This window comes from Streptomyces xanthochromogenes, from assembly GCF_014650455.1.
Taxonomy (GTDB): domain Bacteria; phylum Actinomycetota; class Actinomycetes; order Streptomycetales; family Streptomycetaceae; genus Streptomyces; species Streptomyces xanthochromogenes.
Genome location: NZ_BMUZ01000007.1, coordinates 310,130 through 328,769, shown reverse-complemented (window position 1 = coordinate 328,769; position 18,640 = coordinate 310,130). Strand labels below are relative to the sequence as shown.

Annotated in this window: 10 protein-coding genes; 6 read left to right on the top strand and 4 right to left on the bottom strand. The window is 70.8% G+C overall.

Translation table 11 applies throughout. The features are described 5' to 3' along the window. Nucleotides 1-131: 131 nt before the first annotated feature. From IE267_RS20435 to IE267_RS20415, 5 genes are all read left to right on the top strand, one after another. Nucleotides 132-1,427, top strand: coding sequence for an ABC transporter substrate-binding protein (locus tag IE267_RS20435; protein WP_167156797.1), 1,296 nt, complete (start codon nucleotides 132-134; stop codon nucleotides 1,425-1,427). Nucleotides 1,428-1,480: 53 nt separating this feature from the next. After that, nucleotides 1,481-2,440 carry a carbohydrate ABC transporter permease gene (locus tag IE267_RS20430; RefSeq protein WP_189764184.1) on the top strand — a complete coding sequence of 320 codons (960 nt, stop codon included), beginning with the start codon at nucleotides 1,481-1,483 and terminating at the stop codon, nucleotides 2,438-2,440. A gap of 25 nt (nucleotides 2,441-2,465) precedes the next feature. Next, complete coding sequence (locus IE267_RS20425) at nucleotides 2,466-3,332, top strand: carbohydrate ABC transporter permease (protein ID WP_167156793.1); 867 nt, start codon at nucleotides 2,466-2,468, stop codon at nucleotides 3,330-3,332. Nucleotides 3,333-3,390: 58 nt separating this feature from the next. Then, a complete protein-coding gene (locus IE267_RS20420) occupies nucleotides 3,391-4,632 on the top strand; it encodes a glycoside hydrolase 5 family protein (protein WP_189764183.1) in 1,242 nt (413 codons plus the stop codon). A gap of 146 nt (nucleotides 4,633-4,778) precedes the next feature. Further along, entirely contained in the window at nucleotides 4,779-7,787 is a 3,009-nt protein-coding gene (locus tag IE267_RS20415; protein ID WP_189764182.1) for an alpha-mannosidase, read from the top strand. A 63-nt stretch (nucleotides 7,788-7,850) separates the two neighbouring features. Here the strand turns inward: IE267_RS20415 and glgB are convergent, their stop codons facing one another. The 4 genes from glgB to IE267_RS20395 form a co-directional block, all read right to left on the bottom strand. Beyond that, a complete protein-coding gene (glgB, locus tag IE267_RS20410) occupies nucleotides 7,851-10,211 on the bottom strand; it encodes a 1,4-alpha-glucan branching enzyme (protein ID WP_189764181.1) in 2,361 nt (786 codons plus the stop codon). A gap of 12 nt (nucleotides 10,212-10,223) precedes the next feature. Beyond that, complete coding sequence (locus IE267_RS20405) at nucleotides 10,224-11,591, bottom strand: maltokinase N-terminal cap-like domain-containing protein (protein WP_189764180.1); 1,368 nt, start codon at nucleotides 11,589-11,591, stop codon at nucleotides 10,224-10,226. Between the two features lie 143 nt (nucleotides 11,592-11,734). Next, on the bottom strand, nucleotides 11,735-13,474 hold the full coding sequence (gene treS, locus IE267_RS20400; protein WP_167156783.1) for a maltose alpha-D-glucosyltransferase: 1,740 nt from the start codon (nucleotides 13,472-13,474) through the stop codon (nucleotides 11,735-11,737). Continuing rightward, nucleotides 13,471-15,570, bottom strand: a complete 2,100-nt coding sequence (locus IE267_RS20395) for an alpha-1,4-glucan--maltose-1-phosphate maltosyltransferase (protein WP_189764179.1) — start codon at nucleotides 15,568-15,570, stop codon at nucleotides 13,471-13,473. The genes treS and IE267_RS20395 overlap by 4 nt, the downstream gene beginning before the upstream one ends. A 356-nt stretch (nucleotides 15,571-15,926) precedes the next feature. On the opposite strand from IE267_RS20395, the gene glgP reads away from it, so the two are divergent. Next, on the top strand, nucleotides 15,927-18,557 hold the full coding sequence (gene glgP, locus IE267_RS20390) for an alpha-glucan family phosphorylase (protein ID WP_189764178.1): 2,631 nt from the start codon (nucleotides 15,927-15,929) through the stop codon (nucleotides 18,555-18,557). Nucleotides 18,558-18,640: the final 83 nt, after the last annotated feature.

The following is an 18,640-nucleotide window of genomic DNA, read 5'->3' as shown; positions in this document are numbered from 1 at the left end:
TAGTCCTTTTTAGTGCCCCTGACCTGCTCGTTTAGTCAATCGGTCCACTTATTCGCTATTGACGGCCAATTAATTCGCGCTGCATGGTGTGCGGCAACGTCATCGGGACGAGGCGAAGGAGTCAGCCACTCATGTCCATTCATCGCAGTGTCGCGATCCGGACGGCCGTAGGTCTCGGCGCCGCCCTCTCGCTCACCCTGCTCACCGCGTGCGGTGGCGGCGGGAGCGGCAAGGGGTCGGCCACCGACGGGAAGGTCGAGGGCGAGATCAAGTTCCAGACCTGGAACCTCCGCGCCAACTTCAAGGACTACTTCGAAGGCGTCATCAAGGACTTCGAGAAGGCCAACCCCGGCACCACGGTGAAGTGGGTCGACCAGCCCGCCGACAACTACGCCGACAAGCTGAGCGCGGACGCCACCGCCGGCACTCTCCCCGATGTCGTGAACCTCTCCCCGGACCTCGCCTATCCGCTCGCCAAGGCCGGGACGCTGCTCAACCTGGACAAGGACAAGGTCGCCGCCAAGTTCAAGCCCGAGTACCTGGACGGCGCCTGGCAGGGCTTCGACATGCCGGGGCTGGAGGGCTCGTACGCCTTCCCCTGGTACCTGAACACCGGCCCGCTCTTCTACAACAAGTCCATGTTCAAGGACGCCGGGCTCGACCCCGACAAGGCGCCGAAGACCTTCGACGAACTCTTCGCGGATGCCGGGCAGTTGGCGCAGAAGGGCAAGGCCACCCTCGCGCAGCCGCCGACCGTCGAGGACTTCGGGCGCTACGGCGTCCAGATCATGAGCGAGGACGGCACGAAGTTCACCTTCAACGACGCCAAGGGCGTCGAGTTCCTGACGAAGTATCAGACGATGTTCAAGGAGGGCGGGCTCCACAAGCAGGCGCTGACGCTCACCGCCGAGACGGCCGGGCAGAAGTTCCTCCAGCAGGAGGTGGCCATGAACCCGGGCAGCGCCCACGACCTGGACACCTTCAAGAAGAACGCCCCGTCGCTCTACAACAGCCTCGGCATCACGGACGTACCGACCAACACTGGCAAGCAGAACATGTACTTGCAGGGACTCTCGGTCAACTCGCAGAGCAAGAACGCCGCGACCGCCCTCGCCTTCGCGCACTTCGTCACGGACCAGAAGAACCAGGAGGACTTCGGCCACAAGGTCGCCGTCTTCCCCAGCACCAAGGGGTCGCTCGACAAGGAGTACTGGACGAAGGCCGACGGCACCGAGGAGGGCAAGATCCGGGTCGCCTCGGCCAAGATGCTGCCGACCGCCGTCAACTACACGCCGGTGCTGTTCAGCGACGAGATGAAGACGATCCTGCGCAACGAGACAGCCAAGTGTCTCCAGGGCAAGGAGTCGCCCAAGCAGGCCCTGGACAGCGCGGCCAACCAGATGACCAAGCTGATCCAGCAGAAGTGACCCGGTGATCGAGCGATGAGCCCCTCCACCCCCGTCACCCGGCGGTCCCGGTCATGAGCACCTCGACACCGACCGTCGCCACGAAGGGGGCCGCGGGCCGCCCGCGCACCGCCGCCCCCGGCCGGCGCGCGGGCCGCCCCGCCGGCCGTACGCACAAGGCGTTCAGCCCCTGGCTGTTCCTGGCCCCCGGACTCCTGATCACCCTCGCCTTCAACCTCTACCCGTTCCTCGCCACGGTGTGGAAGTCGTTCACCGACGCCCGCACCCTGACCACCGGCGAATTCGTCGGCTTCGACAACTTCACGGCCCTCGTGCACGACGACCAGTTCTGGGTCGCCCTGCGCAACAGCGCCCTGTACGTGGTCCTGGTCGTGCCGTGCCTGGTCCTGCTGCCGCTGCTGCTCGCCCTCCTGGTGCAGCGCCACATCCCCGGCATCGCCTTCTTCCGGTCCGCCTACTACACGCCCGTCGTGGCGTCCGTGGTCGTCGTGGCCCTGATGTGGGTGTGGATGCTGGACGACCGCGGATTCATCAACGGCGTCCTTCACCTGGTGGGCGTCGACCCGGTGCCGTTCCTGTCCAACCAGTGGCTGCTGCTGCTCAGTTCGATGGCCCTGACGGTGTGGAAGGGGCTCGGCTACTACATGATCATTTATCTGGCCGCGCTCGCGAACGTACCCAGGGAACTGCACGAGGCCGCCGAGGTGGACGGAGCCGGGCCGATCCGGCGCTTCGTCTCCATCACCATGCCGTCCGTGCGCTCCACCATGGTCCTGGTCGGCGCGCTCTCCTCGGTCTCCGCCTTCAAGGTCTTCACCGAGGTCTTCATGATCGCCGGCCCGACCGGGGGACCCGGCGGCACCGACACCACCCTCGTCATGCTCATCCAGCGGACCGGCACCGGTCTCCAGGGCCGCACCGGCTACGCCTCGGCCATGTCGATCGTGCTGTTCCTGCTGACCCTGGTCCTGATGCTCCTCGTGCTGCGCGCCGACCGGAAGGACAAGGACTGATGGCCGACCGGAAGGACACCCGCTGATGGCCGCCGTCACCCACCACCCGGCCGCACCCCGTCGCACCCGCGCCCCCCGCTGGCGCAGGGCCCTGCGGTACGCGGCACTCGTGATCGTGCTGCTCATCATGATCGGGCCGTTCCTGTGGCAGCTGTCGACCTCGCTCAAGGGCACCACCGAGGACATCTACACCTCGCCTCCCCGACTGCTGCCCGAGCACCCCACCTTCGCCAACTACCGGGGCGTCGCGGACATCATCCCCGTCTGGGACTTCATCCTGAACTCCGTGAAGGTGGCCGTCAGCAACGTCCTGACCAACGTGATCGGCGCGGCCATGGCCGGCTACGCGCTCTCCCGGCTCCGCTTCAAGGGCCGGGGCGTCGCCGCGATCGTCTTCGTGCTCGCGCTCCTGGTGCCGATGGAAGCGACCATGCTGGCCCAGTTCGCCACCATGCGCTCCCTGGAACTGAACAACACCCTGGTCGCCGTGGTGCTGCCGGGCTGCATCGGCGCGATGAACGTGCTCCTCATGCGCAACGCCTTCGACAACATCCCGTACGAGATCGAAGAGGCGGCCATCGTCGACGGCGCCAACGTCTGGCAGCGCTTCACCAGGATCGCCCTGCCCGCCGTGAAGGGAACCCTCGCGGTCGTCGCGATCTTCTCCTTCATGGGCGCCTGGGACGACTTCCTGTGGCCCCTGATCGTCCTCTCGGACTCGGACCACTTCACGCTGACCGTCGGCCTGAACTTCCTGCAAGGCACGTTCTCCAACAACCAGCGCATCGTCGCGGCGGGCACCATCATCGCCGTCGCGCCGCTGATCGTGATGTTCGCCTGCCTCCAGCGGTTCTTCTTCCGCGGAGTCGGCGAAGGCGCGGTCAAGGGCTGACCCGTCACGCGCGGGACCCTCAACTCCCCTTCCAGAGAACTACCTTGGAGTCCATCCCATGGCAGCCCCGCGCTTCGGCGTCAACTACACGCCCAGCCAAGGCTGGTTCCACCACTGGCTCGACTACGACCCGGATGCCGTCCGGACCGACCTCGACGCGATCGCGGCCCTCGGCCTCGACCACATACGCGTCTTCCCGCTCTGGCCGTACTTCCAGCCCAACCGCACCCTGATCCGTCCCCGCGCCGTCGAGCAGCTCGTCGACCTCGCGGACGCCGCCGCCGAGCGCGGCCTCGACGTCAACGTCGACGGTCTCCAGGGGCATCTGTCGAGCTTCGACTTCCTGCCCGCCTGGACGAGGACCTGGCACCGCCGCAACCTGTTCACCGACCCCGAGGTCGTCGACGGGCAGGCCGCCTATCTGCGCACCCTGGCGGCGGCCCTCGCCGACCGGCCCAACTTCATCGGCATGACGCTCGGCAACGAGGTCAACCAGTTCTCCGCCGGGCCCCACCCCGACCCCGACCGGGCCACCGAGGCCGAGGTCGACCGCTGGCTGGAGCGGATGCTGGCGGCCTGCGCGGAGGGAGCGCCGGGCAAGCTGCACCTGCACGCCGAGTACGACGCGTGCTGGTACCAGGACGACATGCCGTTCACCCCGGCCCAGGCGGCCCGGCGCGGCGCCGTGACCGCCGTGCACTCCTGGGTCTTCAACGGCACCGCGCAACGCCACGGCCGTGCGTCGGTGCCGAGCGAGCACCACGCCGCCTACCTCGTCGAGCTGTCCAAGGCGTGGGCCGACGACCCGCACCGGCCGGTCTGGCTCCAGGAGGTCGGCGCCCCGGCCCCCCTCGTGCCGCCCGCGCACGCGGCCGCCTTCACCGAGGCGACCGTGGAGAACGCCCTGGACTGCCCCGACCTGTGGGGCATCACCTGGTGGTGCTCGCACGACGTCTCGCGCGAGCTCGCCGACTTCCCCGAACTCGAATACGGGCTGGGCCTGTTGACCAACGACGGCACGCCCAAGGACACCGCCCGGGTGCTCGCCCGGGCCGCCGCCGCGTTCCGCGAGGGAGCCCGCACCTACGCCCCCGCGCCCCGCACGACCGCGCTCGCCGTGCCCGCGGACCCGGCCGCCCGCTCCGCGTGCGCACCCGGGGGAGCCGTCTTCGAGGCGTTCTTCCGGCTCACCGCGGACGGCGCCCGTCCCACCACCGTCCTCGCCACCCGCGCCGACGACCGGGCCCACCTCCTGGCGCGCGGCATCACCGACGTCGTCACCCCCGACCAGGTCCGGTGACACCTCACCTGCGCCGGGCCGGTACCAGCCGCGCCCGGCCGCCGGGCCGGTTCGGCGTACGGACGGCGGGGGATCCTCACACCGCGCCCCATCCGGCCCCCGCCGTCCCCACCCGGTAGATCCACCCATCCGAACGGAGCACCCTCATGCATGACGACCGCGGCCTGGTCGAAGCCCGCCTCAAGCGCGTTCTGGACGAGCGCGTCCGCCCCGCCGTGTACCCGGAGTCGGTGCCGCTGGAGGTCGCCGTCTGGAACGCGCCGGATGAACCGGTACCGGTGGAGGAGGGCCTGGCCGCGCCGGTGACGCCGGTCGCGGTCGGCGACCTGTGGGGTCCGCCCTGGGGCACCAGCTGGTTCCGGGTGACCGGGACCGTGCCCGAGGAGTGGGCGGGCAAGTCGGTGGAGGCCCTGCTCGACCTCGGCTTCGACGAGAACATGCCGGGCTTCCAGTGCGAGGGCCTGGTCTATCGGCCCGACGGCACCCCGGTGAAGGGCCTCAACCCGCGCAACCAGTGGGTCCGCATCGGCGCCCCGGTCGACGGCGGCGAAGAGGTCCGCCTGCACATCGAGGCCGCCTCCAACCCGGTCCTGCTCGACTACCACCCCTTCGTGCCGACGGCCCTCGGCGACATCGAGACCTCGCACCGCGACCCGCTGTACCGGCTGACCCGCATGGACCTCGCGGTGTTCGACGAGACGGTGTGGCGCCTGGTCATCGACCTGGAGGTGCTCGGCGAGCTGATGGCGGAGCTGCCCGTCGACTCCGGCCGGCGCTGGGACGTCCTGCGCGCGGTGGACCGGGCCCTGGACGCGCTCGACCTCCAGGACGTCAACGGCACCGCCGCGGCGGCCCGTTCGGAGCTGACCGAGGTCCTCTCCTCGCCCGCCGAGCCATCCGCGCACCGGATCAGCGCGGTGGGCCACGCCCACATCGACTCGGCGTGGCTGTGGCCGCTGCGCGAGACGGTGCGCAAGGTGGCGCGCACGACGTCCAACATGACGGCCCTGCTTGAGGACGAGCCCGAGTTCATCTTCTCGATGTCGCAGGCCCAGCAGTGGGCCTGGATCAAGGAGCACCGGCCCGAGGTGTGGGCGAAGGTGGTCAAGGCGGTGTCCGACGGCCGGTTCGTACCGGCCGGCGGCATGTGGGTCGAGGCCGACACCAACATGCCGGGCTCGGAGGCGATGGCCCGTCAGTTCGTGCACGGCAAGCGGTTCTTCATCGACGAGTTCGGCGTGGAGAACGACGAGGCGTGGCTGCCCGACACGTTCGGCTTCGCCGCGGGCCTGCCGCAGATCATCAAGGCGGCGGGCTCCAAGTGGCTGCTCACGCAGAAGATCTCCTGGTCGCAGACCAACAAGTTCCCGCACCACACCTTCCAGTGGGAGGGCATCGACGGCACCCGGATCTTCACGCACTTCCCGCCGGTCGACACCTACAACTGCGCCATGAAGGGCAGTGAAATCGCCCACGCGGCCAGGAACTTCAAGGACAAGGGCGTCGCCCGGCACTCGCTCGCGCCGACCGGCTGGGGCGACGGGGGCGGCGGCACCACCCGCGAGATGATCGCCAAGGCGGCCCGTCTGCGCGACCTGGAGGGCAGTGCGCAGGTCGTGTGGGAGACCCCGGCCGAGTTCTTCGCGAAGGCGGAGGAGGAGTACAAGAACCCGCCGGTGTGGGTGGGCGAGCTGTACCTGGAGCTGCACCGGGCGACGCTCACGAGCCAGGCGAAGACGAAGCAGGGCAACCGCAGGAGCGAGCACCTGCTGCGCGAGGCGGAGCTGTGGTCGGCGACGGCGGCGGTGCGCGTGCCCGAATTCGCCTACCCCTACGAGGAGTTGGACCGCATCTGGAAGACGGTCCTGCTGCACCAGTTCCACGACATCCTGCCGGGCTCGTCGATCGCCTGGGTGCACCGCGAGGCGGAGAAGACGTATGCGGCGGTCGCTGCCGAGCTGACCGGCCTCGTCGAGAAGGCCCAGCGCGCGCTCGCGGGCGAGGGCACTCAGACCCTGGTCTTCAACGCGACCCCGCACGCACGGCACGGCATCGCGGCGGGCGGGGCAGCGGTGCCGGCCGGCGAGGAGCCGGCCGAGCTGTCGGACCGTGCGGACGGCGGCTTCGTCCTGTCGAACGGCCTCCTGCGGGTGGAGGTCGACGAGCGCGGCCTCGTCGTCTCCGCGTACGACCTCACCGCCGGCCGGGAGACGATCGCGCCCGGCCGCCCCGCGAACCTGCTCCAGATGCACCCCGACTTCCCGAACATGTGGGACGCGTGGGACGTGGACGCGTTCTACCGCAACACGGTGACCGACCTGGTCGAGGCGGACGAGGTGGCGGCGGGCGAGGGCGCCTCGGTGCGGGTGGTCCGCTCGTTCGGGTCCTCGAAGGCGACCCAGACCCTGACCCTGGCCCCCGGGGCGTCCCGGCTGGACATCGTCACGGAGGTGGACTGGCACGAGACGGAGAAGTTCCTGAAGCTGGCCTTCCCGCTGGACGTGCACGCAGAGCGGTACGCGTCCGAGACCCAGTTCGGCCACTTCTACCGGGCCACACACACCAACACGAGCTGGGAGGCGGCCAAGTTCGAGGCCTGCAACCACCGCTTCGTGCACCTGGAGGAGCCCGGCTGGGGCGTGGCCCTGGTCACCGACTCGACGTACGGCCACGACGTGACGCGCACGGTACGGCCCGAGGACTCGGGTACGACGACGACCCTGCGGGTCTCGCTGCTCCGCGCTCCCCGCTTCCCCGACCCCGAGACCGACCAGGGCCCGCACCGCTTCCGGCACGCGCTGGTGCCGGGCGCGACGATCGGGGACGCGGTGCGCGAGGGCTACGTCGTGAACCTTCCCGAGCGCACGCTCCCCGGCGCCGGACCGGTCGCCCCGCTGGCCGAGGTCGACAACGACGCGGTCGTGGTGACCGCGGTGAAGCTGGCGGACGACGGCAGCGGCGACGTGGTCGTCCGCTTCCACGAGGCACACGGCGGCCGCGCCCGCGCCACCCTGACCCCGGGCTTCCCGACGGCGTCGGTCACCACGACCGACCTCCTGGAGCGCCCGCTCGGGCAGGCGGAGCAGACGTCGGGCCCGGTGGAGCTGACCCTGCGCCCCTTCGAACTGCGCACCCTGCGGTTCGAGCGGGCGTAGGACCCCGGACATGCCACCGCGCCCCGGCCGACTCGTCGTCGGCCGGGGCGCGGTGGTGCCCGCTCACACCGGCCGGAACCAGACCGTGGCCAGCGGCGGCAGCGTCACGGAGAGGGAGGTGGGCCGGCCGTGGGACTCGGTCGCCTCCGGCTTCAGGGGGTCCGGGTTGCCGACGCCGCCTCCTCCGTAGCGGGACTCGTCCGTGTTGAGGACCTCCTGCCAGGCACCAGGCCCCTCCGGCACGCCCAGCCGGTACTCCGCCCGCACCACCGGAGAGAAGTTGGACACCGACAGGAGAGGGGCGCCCGAGGCGTCGTGGCGCAGGAACGCGAACACGTTGTCCTCGGCCGCGTCGCCCGCCACCCACGAGAAGCCCGACGGATCGGTGTCGCGCTCCCACAGCGCGGGCTGCGCCGCGTACACCGTGTTCAGATCGCGCACCAGGTCGCGGACGCCCCGGTGGTCCGACTCCGCACCGTAGGAGGGGTCGAGCAGCCACCAGTCCGGGCCGTGGCCCTCCGACCACTCGGCGCCCTGTGCGAACTCCTGGCCCATGAACAGGAGTTGCTTGCCGGGGTGGGCCCACATGAAGCCGAGGTAGGCGCGGTGGGTGGCGCGCTGCTGCCACCAGTCACCGGGCATCTTCGACACCAGGGCCCGCTTGCCGTGGACCACCTCGTCGTGCGAGATCGGCAGTACGTAGTTCTCGCTGTACGCGTACACCATCGAGAACGTCATCTCGCTGTGGTGGTACTTGCGGTGCACCGGCTCGTGCTGGACGTAGCCCAGCGAGTCGTGCATCCAGCCCATGTTCCACTTCAGGCCGAAGCCCAGGCCGCCGTGGTCGGTGGGGCGGGTCACCCCGTCCCAGGCCGTGGACTCCTCCGCGACGGTCACGACGCCCGGGCAGCGCCGGTAGACCGTCGCGTTCATCTCCTGAAGGAACGCCACCGCGTCCAGGTTCTCGCGGCCGCCGTGCTCGTTGGGGGTCCACTCGCCGTGCTCGCGTGAGTAGTCCAGATAGAGCATGGAGGCCACCGCGTCGACCCGCAGCCCGTCGACGTGGAACTCCTCGCACCAGTAAGTGGCGTTCGCCACAAGGAAGTTGCGGACCTCCTTGCGGCCGTAGTCGAACTCCAGGGTGCCCCAGTCGGGGTGCTCGGCCCGCAGCGGGTCCTCGTGCTCGTACAGGGTGCGCCCGTCGAACTCGGCCAGCGCCCAGTCGTCCTTGGGGAAGTGCGCGGGCACCCAGTCCACGAGCACCCCGATGCCCGCCTCGTGCAGCGCGTCCACCAGGAAGCGGAAGTCGTCGGGCGTGCCCATCCGGGACGTGGGCGCGTAGAAGCCGGTGACCTGATAGCCCCACGATCCGCCGTAGGGATGCTCCGCCACCGGCAGGAACTCCACATGCGTGAAACCGAGGTCTTTGACGTAGGCCGGAAGCTGGTCGGCCAGCTGGCGGTACGTCAAACGGGGCCGCCAGGAAGCCAGATGGACCTCGTAGACGGAGAACGGGGCCTCGTGCACCGGCCGCGCGGACCGCCGTGCCATCCACTCCTGGTCGCGCCAGACGTGGTGCGACTCGGTGACGATCGAGGCGTTGGCGGGCGGCACCTCCGTGCGCTGGGCCATCGGGTCGGCCCGCAGGGTGTGGCTGCCGTCGGGCCGCATGATCTCGAACTTGTACAGCGCCCCGTCGCCGACCCCCGGCAGGAACAGCTCCCACACCCCGGTCGAGCCGAGCGAACGCATGGGGTGCGCGGTGCCGTTCCAGTAGCTGAAGTCCCCGGTCACACGCACGCCTTGGGCATTGGGGGCCCAGACGGTGAAGCGGGTGCCGGTCACGCCCTGGTGGCTCATGGGGCGGGCGCCCAGGGCCGTCCACAGCTCCTCGTGGCGGCCCTCGCCGATCAGATACAGGTCGAGGTCGCCGAGCGAGGGCAGGAAGCGGTACGGGTCCTGCACCTCGATCTCGGCGTCCGCGTAGCTGACGAGCAGGGTGTACTCGGGGATCTCGCTCAGCGGCAGCACCCCGGAGAACAGCCCGTCGCCGTCGTTGTGGAGCTCGGCGCGCAGCCCCTTGCCGAGCACGGTCACGGCCTCCGCGAACGGGCGCAGCGCCCGGAACACCACCCCGCCGCGCAGGGGATGCGCGCCGAGCAGGGAGTGCGGGTCGTGGTGCCCGCCCGCGAGCAGGCGGCCCCGTTCCGCAGCGTCCAGGGCGGGGGCGGGCCGTACGCCGCGACTCGCGGCCCGGCGCGGCGCGGGCGGCTTCTTGGCGGCCTTGGCCGGCGCCTTGGCCGACTTCGCCGGGGCCTTGGCGGGCTTCGCCGCCGCCACGGGTTCGGCGGTGCCGGGAGCGGGCTCGGAGGAGTTGCGGGCGGGGCGGGGGGTCACGGGGTCGGCCTCCTCAAGTGGCGTCATTCCAGGGCGGGTTCAGGCACCGGCCAGACGGCGGACCGCCGCCATGGGCACGGGCAGCCAGTCGGGTCGGTGCCGGGCCTCGTAGAGCACCTCGTACACCGCCTTGTCGGTCTCGTACGCGCGCAGCAGCTCGGGGGCGTCGCGCGGGTCCGAGCCCGCCCGGGCCGCGTATCCGTCGCAGTAGGCGGCCCGGCACTCCTTGGCCCACTGCGGGTTCGGGGGCCGCGCGGTGCAGGACGCGTAGTCGAAGGAGCGGAGCATGCCCGCGACGTCGCGGACGGGTGGCTGGGGGCGGCGGCGCTCGGCGAGCGGGCGGGCCGGCTCGCCCTCGAAGTCGATCACCGACCAGGACCCGTCGGCGGGCCGCAGTGCCTGGCCCAGGTGCAGATCGCCGTGCACGCGCTGCGCCGTGCCCGCCGAATCGAGGGCGGCGACCGCCTCGAACGCGGCCCGCAGTCCGGATACGTGGGGCGCGAGCGCGGGCACCGCCTGGGCGGTGGCGTCCAGGCGCTCCGTCATCGCGGCGGCGATCGCGGCCGTCTGCGGACGGCCGAGGGTGACCGGCGGGAAGGCGTCGGCCAGGGCCAGGTGCACCTCGGCGGTGGCCTGCCCGAGCTCGAACGCCTGCCGGGTGAAGGGCCGGTCCTGGGCGAGCGAGGCGAGCGCCAGGGTCCAGCCGTCGTCGGCGCCGCGCAGGAACGGCTGGAGCACGCCGAGGGTGGCCGCCTCCGGCTCGGAGGTGCGGAACCAGGCGGCGGGCGCCGGCACCCGGGCACAGCCCTGGCGGGCCAGGGCCCACGGCAGTTCCAGATCCGGGTTGACGCCCGGCTGCACCCGCCGGAACACCTTGAGAATGAACGTATCTCCGTACACCAGCGAGGAGTTGGACTGCTCCACGCCGAGCAGGCGCGGCGCGAGTCCCGGCGGGATCGTCACCTCGGGGTCGTGCTCGAAGCTGAGCGGGCCGACCGAGCCCGGGGTGCGCAGCCGCTCCAGGAGCAGGGCCGCGGACTGCGGGTCCTGGAGGGCGTCGTAGACCGTCCGCCCGGCCAGCGGGCCCTGGGTCGCGCGGCCGATGAGGGCGGGGGCGAGCCGCGGCGGGAGCTGGTCGCGCACGCCGATCAGGAGCTGGTAGCAGTCGGCCGGCCCCGGCGCCGCATCCGCGGGCAGCGCCAGGGGCGCGTGCTCGGCGCGGACGAGCAGGTGCAGGAAGCCGGGCAGCAGCTCGGTCGCGGTGAGCAGCACGAAGTCGGTCACGGGCCGCCCCTTGCCCGCGAACCAGCGCTGCCGGGGCAGCCATTCGTGCAGAAGCGGGGCGAGCGAGGTCAGCAGCCGGGTGGCTGGGAGGCCGGTGGTACGGGGCGGTGCGGCCTTCGGCATGGCGGCGCATCCTTTCCCCGGGCACACAATCGATTTGCGCAGAGTGTCCCGGATTGCACGAGAAGCTGTCCGGCGGCGCGCGGGGTTCGGCTTTCAGAGTGCCCCGGGCGGAGCGGTGGAAACCGCCCCGCCCCGGGCGACGGTCAGCCGATGGCGGGAGAAACGGCGGGAGAAACGGCGGTGGAAACGGGGTCCTTCCGCAGCCGGAACCAGTAGAAGCCGTGGCCGGCCAGGGTGAGCAGATAGGGCCATTCGCCGATGGCGGGGAAGCGCACTCCGCCGATCAGCTCCACCGGGTGCATCCCGTTGAACGCCCGCAGGTCGAGCTCGGTGGGCTGGGGGAAGCGCGAGAAGTTGTGCACGCACAGCACCAGGTCGTCCCCGCACTCGCGCAGGAAGGCGAGCACGGCCGGGTTCGACGACATCAGCTCGGTGTACGAGCCGAGGCCGAAGGCGGGGTTCTGCTTGCGGATCTCGATCATCCGCCGGGTCCAGTGCAGGAGCGAGGACGGCGAGGCCATGGCCGCCTCGACGTTGGTCACCTGGTAGCCGTAGACCGGGTCCATGATCGTGGGCAGATAGAGCCGGCCCGGGTCGCACGAGGAGAAGCCCGCGTTGCGGTCCGGCGTCCACTGCATCGGGGTGCGCACCGCGTCGCGGTCGCCGAGCCAGATGTTGTCGCCCATGCCGATCTCGTCGCCGTAGTACAGGATCGGCGATCCGGGCAGGGAGAGGAGCAGCGCGGTGAACAGCTCGATCTGGTTGCGGTCGTTGTCGAGCAGCGGGGCCAGCCGGCGCCGGATGCCGATGTTGGCCCGCATCCGCGGATCCTTCGCGTACTCGGCGTACATGTAGTCGCGCTCTTCGTCCGTGACCATTTCGAGGGTGAGCTCGTCGTGGTTGCGCAGGAAGATGCCCCACTGGGCGTTCCTCGGGATCGCCGGGGTCTTGGCGAGGATTTCCGAGACGGGGTAGCGCGACTCGCGGCGCACCGCCATGAAGATGCGCGGCATCACCGGGAAGTGGAACGCCATGTGGCACTCGTCGCCGCCCTTGGCGTAGTCGCCGAAGTAGTCGACGACGTCCTCGGGCCACTGGTTGGCCTCGGCGAGCAGCACCGTGTCCGGGTAGCTCGCGTCGATCTCGACCCGTACCCGCTTGAGGAACTCATGCGTTGCCGGAAGGTTTTCGCAGTTGGTTCCCTCCTCCTGGTACAGGTACGGCACGGCGTCCAGGCGGAAGCCGTCGATGCCGAGGTCGAGCCAGAAGCGCAGCGCGGAGATGATCTCTTCCTGCACGGCCGGGTTCTCGTAGTTGAGATCGGGCTGGTGGGAGAAGAAGCGGTGCCAGTAGTACTGCTTGCGGACCGGGTCGAAGGTCCAGTTGGACGTCTCGGTGTCGACGAAGATGATCCGGGCGTCCTGGAACTGCTTGTCGTCGTCGGCCCAGACGTAGTAGTCGCCGTAGGGGCCCTCCGGGTCCCGGCGGGACTCCTGGAACCACTCGTGCTGGTCGCTGGTGTGGTTCATCACGAAGTCGATGATCACGCGCATGCCGCGCTGGTGGGCGGCGTCCACGAACTCGACGAAGTCGGCGAGGTCGCCGAACTCCGGCAGCACGGCGGTGTAGTCCGAGACGTCGTAACCGCCGTCGCGCAGTGGGGATTTGAAGAACGGCGGCAGCCAGAGGCAGTCGACACCCAGCCATTGCAGATAGTCCAGCTTGGCGGTGATGCCCTTGAGATCCCCGACGCCGTCGCCGTTGCTGTCCTGGAAGGACCGCACGAGCACCTCGTAGAACACCGCACGCTTGAACCACTCGGGGTCGCGGTCCTTGGCGGGGGTGTCCTCGAAGGTGTCGTGGACGGGCTCATTGACGATCATGGTGTGGGTGACCCTCCGATCGGCGGGGACGGTCGCAGGACCAGGATGTGCGCGGGCGCTCGGCCCGGCTCTAGGCGCACGTAGTTGGCCCTGCCCCAGTGGTAGGTCTCTCCGGTGAGCTCGTCGCGCACCGGGACGGTCTCGTCCCATGCGAGGCCGAGCGCCGGCATGTCCAACGAGACCGTGGCCTCCTGGGTGTGGTGGGGGTCGAGGTTGGCGACCACCACAACGGTGTTCGATCCCGAGCGCTTGCTGTAGGCGATCAGCGCGTCGTTGTCCGTCTCGTGGAAGTGGACCGAGCGCAGCTGCCGCAGCGCCGGATGGCGACGCCTGATGCGGTTGAGGGTGGTGATCAGGGGAGCGATGGAGCGGCCCGAGCGCTCGGCCGACTCCCATTCGCGGGGCCGGAGTTGGTACTTCTCCGAGTCCAGGTACTCCTCGCTGCCCGGCTTGGCCGGGGCGTTCTCGCACAGCTCGTAGCCGGCGTAGACGCCCCAGGTGGGGGAGAGGGTCGCGGCGAGCACGGCCCGCACCTCGAAGGCCGGACGGCCGCCCTCCTGGAGGTAGCCGTGCAGGATGTCCGGCGTGTTCACGAAGAAATTGGGCCGCATGTAGGGCGCGCTCTCGCCCGCCAGTTCGGTGACGTATTCGGTGAGCTCGTGCTTGCTGTTGCGCCAGGTGAAGTACGTGTAGGACTGCTGGAACCCGATCTTGCCGAGCGTGTGCATCATCGCGGGCCGGGTGAACGCCTCGGCCAGGAAGATCACGTCCGGGTCGGAGCCGTTGATCTCGGCGATGACCTTGTCCCAGAAGACCACCGGCTTGGTGTGGGGGTTGTCGACGCGGAAGATCCGCACGCCGTGCCCCATCCAGAACCGCAGCAGCCGGACGGTCTCCTCGATCAGGCCCGGCATGTCCTCGTCGAAGGCGATCGGATAGATGTCCTGGTACTTCTTCGGCGGGTTCTCGGCGTACGCGATCGTCCCGTCCGCCCGGTGGTGGAACCACTCCGGGTGCTTCTGCACCCAGGGGTGGTCGGGGGAGCACTGGAGCGCGAAGTCGAGGGCCACCTCCAGACGCAGATCGCGGGCGGCGCCCACGAAGGCGTCGAAGTCGTCCAGGGTGCCGAGGTCGGGGTGGACCGCGTCGTGGCCGCCGTCCGCCGAGCCGATCGCCCAGGGGACGCCGACGTCCCACTTCCTAGCCGTCAGGGAATTGTTGGCGCCCTTGCGGTGGGTGGTGCCGATGGGATGGATCGGCGGCAGATAGACGATGTCGAAGCCCATCGCGGCGACCGCGGGAAGCCGCTCGGCCGCCGTGCGGAAGGTGCCCGAGACCGGCTTGCCGCGCGCCTTGACCACGGCTCCCTCCGAGCGCGGGAACAGCTCGTACCAGGAGCCGAACAGGGCGCGCTCGCGCTCGACGAGCAGCGGCATCGGGTCCGAGGCGGTGACCAGATCGCGCAGCGGGTGGGTGGCGAGGGCGGCGTCCACCTCCGGCGCGAGGGCGGCCGCGAGCCGGGCCGCGGGGGTGCGGCTCGCATCGCGCAGGGCGTCCACCGCGGCGAGCACCGCCTCGCGCCGGCCCTTGGTCTTGGGCACCCCGGCGGCGGCCCGCTCGTACAGCGCCGCGCCCTCGGCCAGGACGAGCTCGGTGTCCTGGCGGGCCGGGATCTTGATGCCCGCGTGGTGGCGCCAGGTCGCGACCGGGTCGCTCCAGGCCTCGACGGTGTACGTCCAGCGGCCCTCGGCCCCGGCGCAGACCTCGGCGCCCCAGCGGTCGGTGCCGGGGGCGAGTTCGCGCATGGGAGTGAAGGGGCCCGGGCGCCCACCGGGATCTCTGAGCACCACATTGGCGGCGACGGCGTCGTGGCCCTCGCGGAAGACGGTGGCGGTGACCTGGAAGCTCTCCCCGGTCACCGCCTTGGCGGGCCTGGTGCCGCACTCGACGGCGGGGCGTACGTCGAGGACGGGAATGCGGCCGATTGACGGGTTCGGGTTCACGGGCTCACCTGCGGGTGATTGGTAGGGTTTGCCGCGTTTGCGGGAATCTGTCCTTTTTAGCTGCTCCGTTGACGGCTGACCGGCTGCGGGCATGGCCGCTCCTGTCCGCGTTCACTCGAATGGCGTGCGGGAGAGACTGCGGGAATGCGTTACCGGATGAGCCTTCCACGGTGTACGGGTGGGCATTCCGGCAGCTTGTTAACTACCTGCGCGTAACGGTTTCGGACAGATGAGCACTCCGGGTTCCCCCGGCGGCGACGTGAACTCCGCCTGCATGGCTTATTCGTGACGGGCCATCAGGGTGGTGGTGCGGGAAAGCGGAATCCGGGGGACCGGCCGCGAGGCGCTGTGGTTGACGGGGCGCGTCGGCACTACCTTCGGGGGTGAAGGAGGGGCGCACATCGCGGTGTGCCCACCCCGATACGTACGTCCCCTGCAAAGGTGGAAGCGTGAAGGCAATCCGTCGATTCACCGTGCGCCCTGTCCTGCCCGACGCCCTGAGGCCGCTCAGCGACCTCGCGCGCAATCTGCGCTGGTCCTGGCACACCGAGACCAGAGAACTCTTCCAGTCCGTGGACCCCGACGGCTGGCGGGCGGCGGGTGAGGACCCGGTCCGGCTGCTCGGCTCCGTCGGCGCCGCCCGGCTCGACTCGCTCGCCCAGGACCGCCGCTTCCTGCGTCGGCTCACCGCCGCGGCCGACGACCTCGACGACTATCTGCACGGCCGCCGCTGGTACCAGGAGCAGAGCGGCGAACTCCCTTGTGCCATCGGGTACTTCTCGCCCGAGTTCGGCATCACCGCGGCCCTGCCCCAGTACTCCGGCGGCCTCGGCATCCTCGCCGGGGACCACCTCAAATCCGCCAGCGACCTCGGCGTACCGCTCATCGGGGTCGGCCTCCTCTACCGGCACGGCTACTTCCGCCAGTCGCTCTCGCGGGACGGCTGGCAGCAGGAGCACTACCCCCTGCTCGACCCCAACGAGCTGCCGGTCTCGCTCCTGCGGGAGGAGGACGGCAGCCCGGCCAGGGTCTCGCTCGCCCTGCCCGGCGGGCGCGCCCTGCACGCCAACATCTGGCAGGCCCGGGTCGGCCGGGTGCCGCTGCTCATGCTCGACTCCGACGTCGAGGAGAACGCGCCCGGCGAGCGCGACGTCACCGACCGGCTCTACGGCGGCGGCAGCGAGCACCGGCTGCTCCAGGAGATGCTGCTCGGCATCGGCGGGGTGCGCGCGGTGCGCACCTACTGCCGCCTCACCGGCCACCCCGCGCCCGAGGTGTTCCACACCAACGAGGGGCACGCCGGGTTCCTCGGGCTCGAACGCATCCGTGAACTCGCGGGCGAGGGGCTCGACTTCGACGCCGCGCTCGAATCGGTGCGGTCCGGGACCGTGTTCACCACGCACACCCCGGTGCCGGCCGGGATCGACCGCTTCGACCGCGAGCTGGTCGCCCGCCACCTCGGTGACGACGGCGAGCTGCCCGGTGTCGACGTGGAGAAGATCCTCCGGCTCGGCATGGAGACCTACCAGGGCGGCGAGCCCAACCTCTTCAACATGGCCGTCATGGGCCTGCGGCTCGCCCAGCGCGCCAACGGGGTCTCGACCCTGCACGGCGCGGTCAGCCGGGAGATGTTCGCCGGGCTCTGGCCGGGCTTCGACGCGCAGGAGGTGCCGATCACCTCCGTCACCAACGGCGTGCACGCCCCCACCTGGGTGGCGCCCGAGGTCATGCGGCTCGGTGCCCGCCAGATCGGCGCGACCCGCACCGAGGACGCGCTGACCGTGGGCGGCTCCGAGCGCTGGGACGCGGTCGCCGACATCCCGGACGCCGAGATCTGGGAGCTGCGCAGGGAGCTGCGCGAACAGCTCGTCGTCGAGGCCCGCGAGCGGCTGCGCGCCTCCTGGCGCCAGCGTGGTGCGGGATCGGCCGAACTCGGCTGGATCGACGGGGTGTTGAGCCCCGACGTCCTCACCATCGGCTTCGCCCGGCGGGTCCCGTCGTACAAGCGGCTCACGCTGATGCTGCGCGACCGGGACCGGCTGATGGAGCTGCTCCTGCACCCGACCCGGCCGGTGCAGATCGTCGTCGCGGGCAAGGCGCACCCGGCGGACGACGGCGGCAAGCGCCTGGTGCAGGAACTGGTGCGGTTCGCCGACGACCCGAGGGTGCGCCACCGGATCGTGTTCCTGCCCGACTACGGCATGGCGATGGCGCAGAAGCTCTACCCGGGATGCGACGTCTGGCTCAACAACCCGCTGCGCCCCCTGGAGGCCTGCGGGACGAGCGGCATGAAGGCGGCCCTGAACGGCTGCCTCAACCTGTCCGTCCTGGACGGCTGGTGGGACGAGTGGTTCGAGCCCGACTTCGGCTGGGCCATCCCGACCGCCGACGGCGCGGCCACCGACGAGGACCGGCGCGACGAACTGGAGGCCAACGCGCTCTACGACCTCATCGAGGACCGGGTCGCCCCGCGCTTCTACGACCGCGGCGCGGCCGGGCTGCCGGACCGCTGGATCGAAATGGTCCGCCAGACCCTCACCACGCTCGGCCCCAAGGTGCTCGCGGGGCGGATGGTGCGGGAGTACGTGACCCGTCTGTACGCGCCGGCCGCCGCGGCCCACCGGGCCCTCGACGCCACCACCGCCGTGGAGTTGGCCCAGTGGAAGGCGCGGGTCCGGAGTGCCTGGCCGCGGGTCGCGGTCGACCACGTCGAGGCGCTGGCCCCGGTGGCGGCCCCCAACGGCACCGCGGAGCTCGGCTCCACGCTGGCGCTCAAGGTCCGGGTGGCGCTCGGGGAGCTGGGGCCCGAGGACGTGGAGGTGCAGGCGGTGGCGGGCCGGGTGGACGCGGCCGACACCATCGCGGACGCCGAGACCTTCCCGCTGAAGCCGACGAGCGGCCCCGACCTGGAGGGCCGCTGGATGTACGAGGGGCCCCTCGCGCTCGACCGGACGGGTCCGTTCGGCTACACGGTCCGGGTGCTGCCGGCCCACCGCCGTCTCGCGACGCACGCGGAGCTCGGGCTGGTGGCCGGCCCGACCGGGACGACCGGGGAGGGCGCGGGCGTGCTCATGCGCTGAGCCCGGGCCGTCCGTGCCCGGACATGGGCGGTGCCCGGAGCCTTGTGGGCTCCGGGCACCTTCACTTTCCGGCCAGCCGCCTG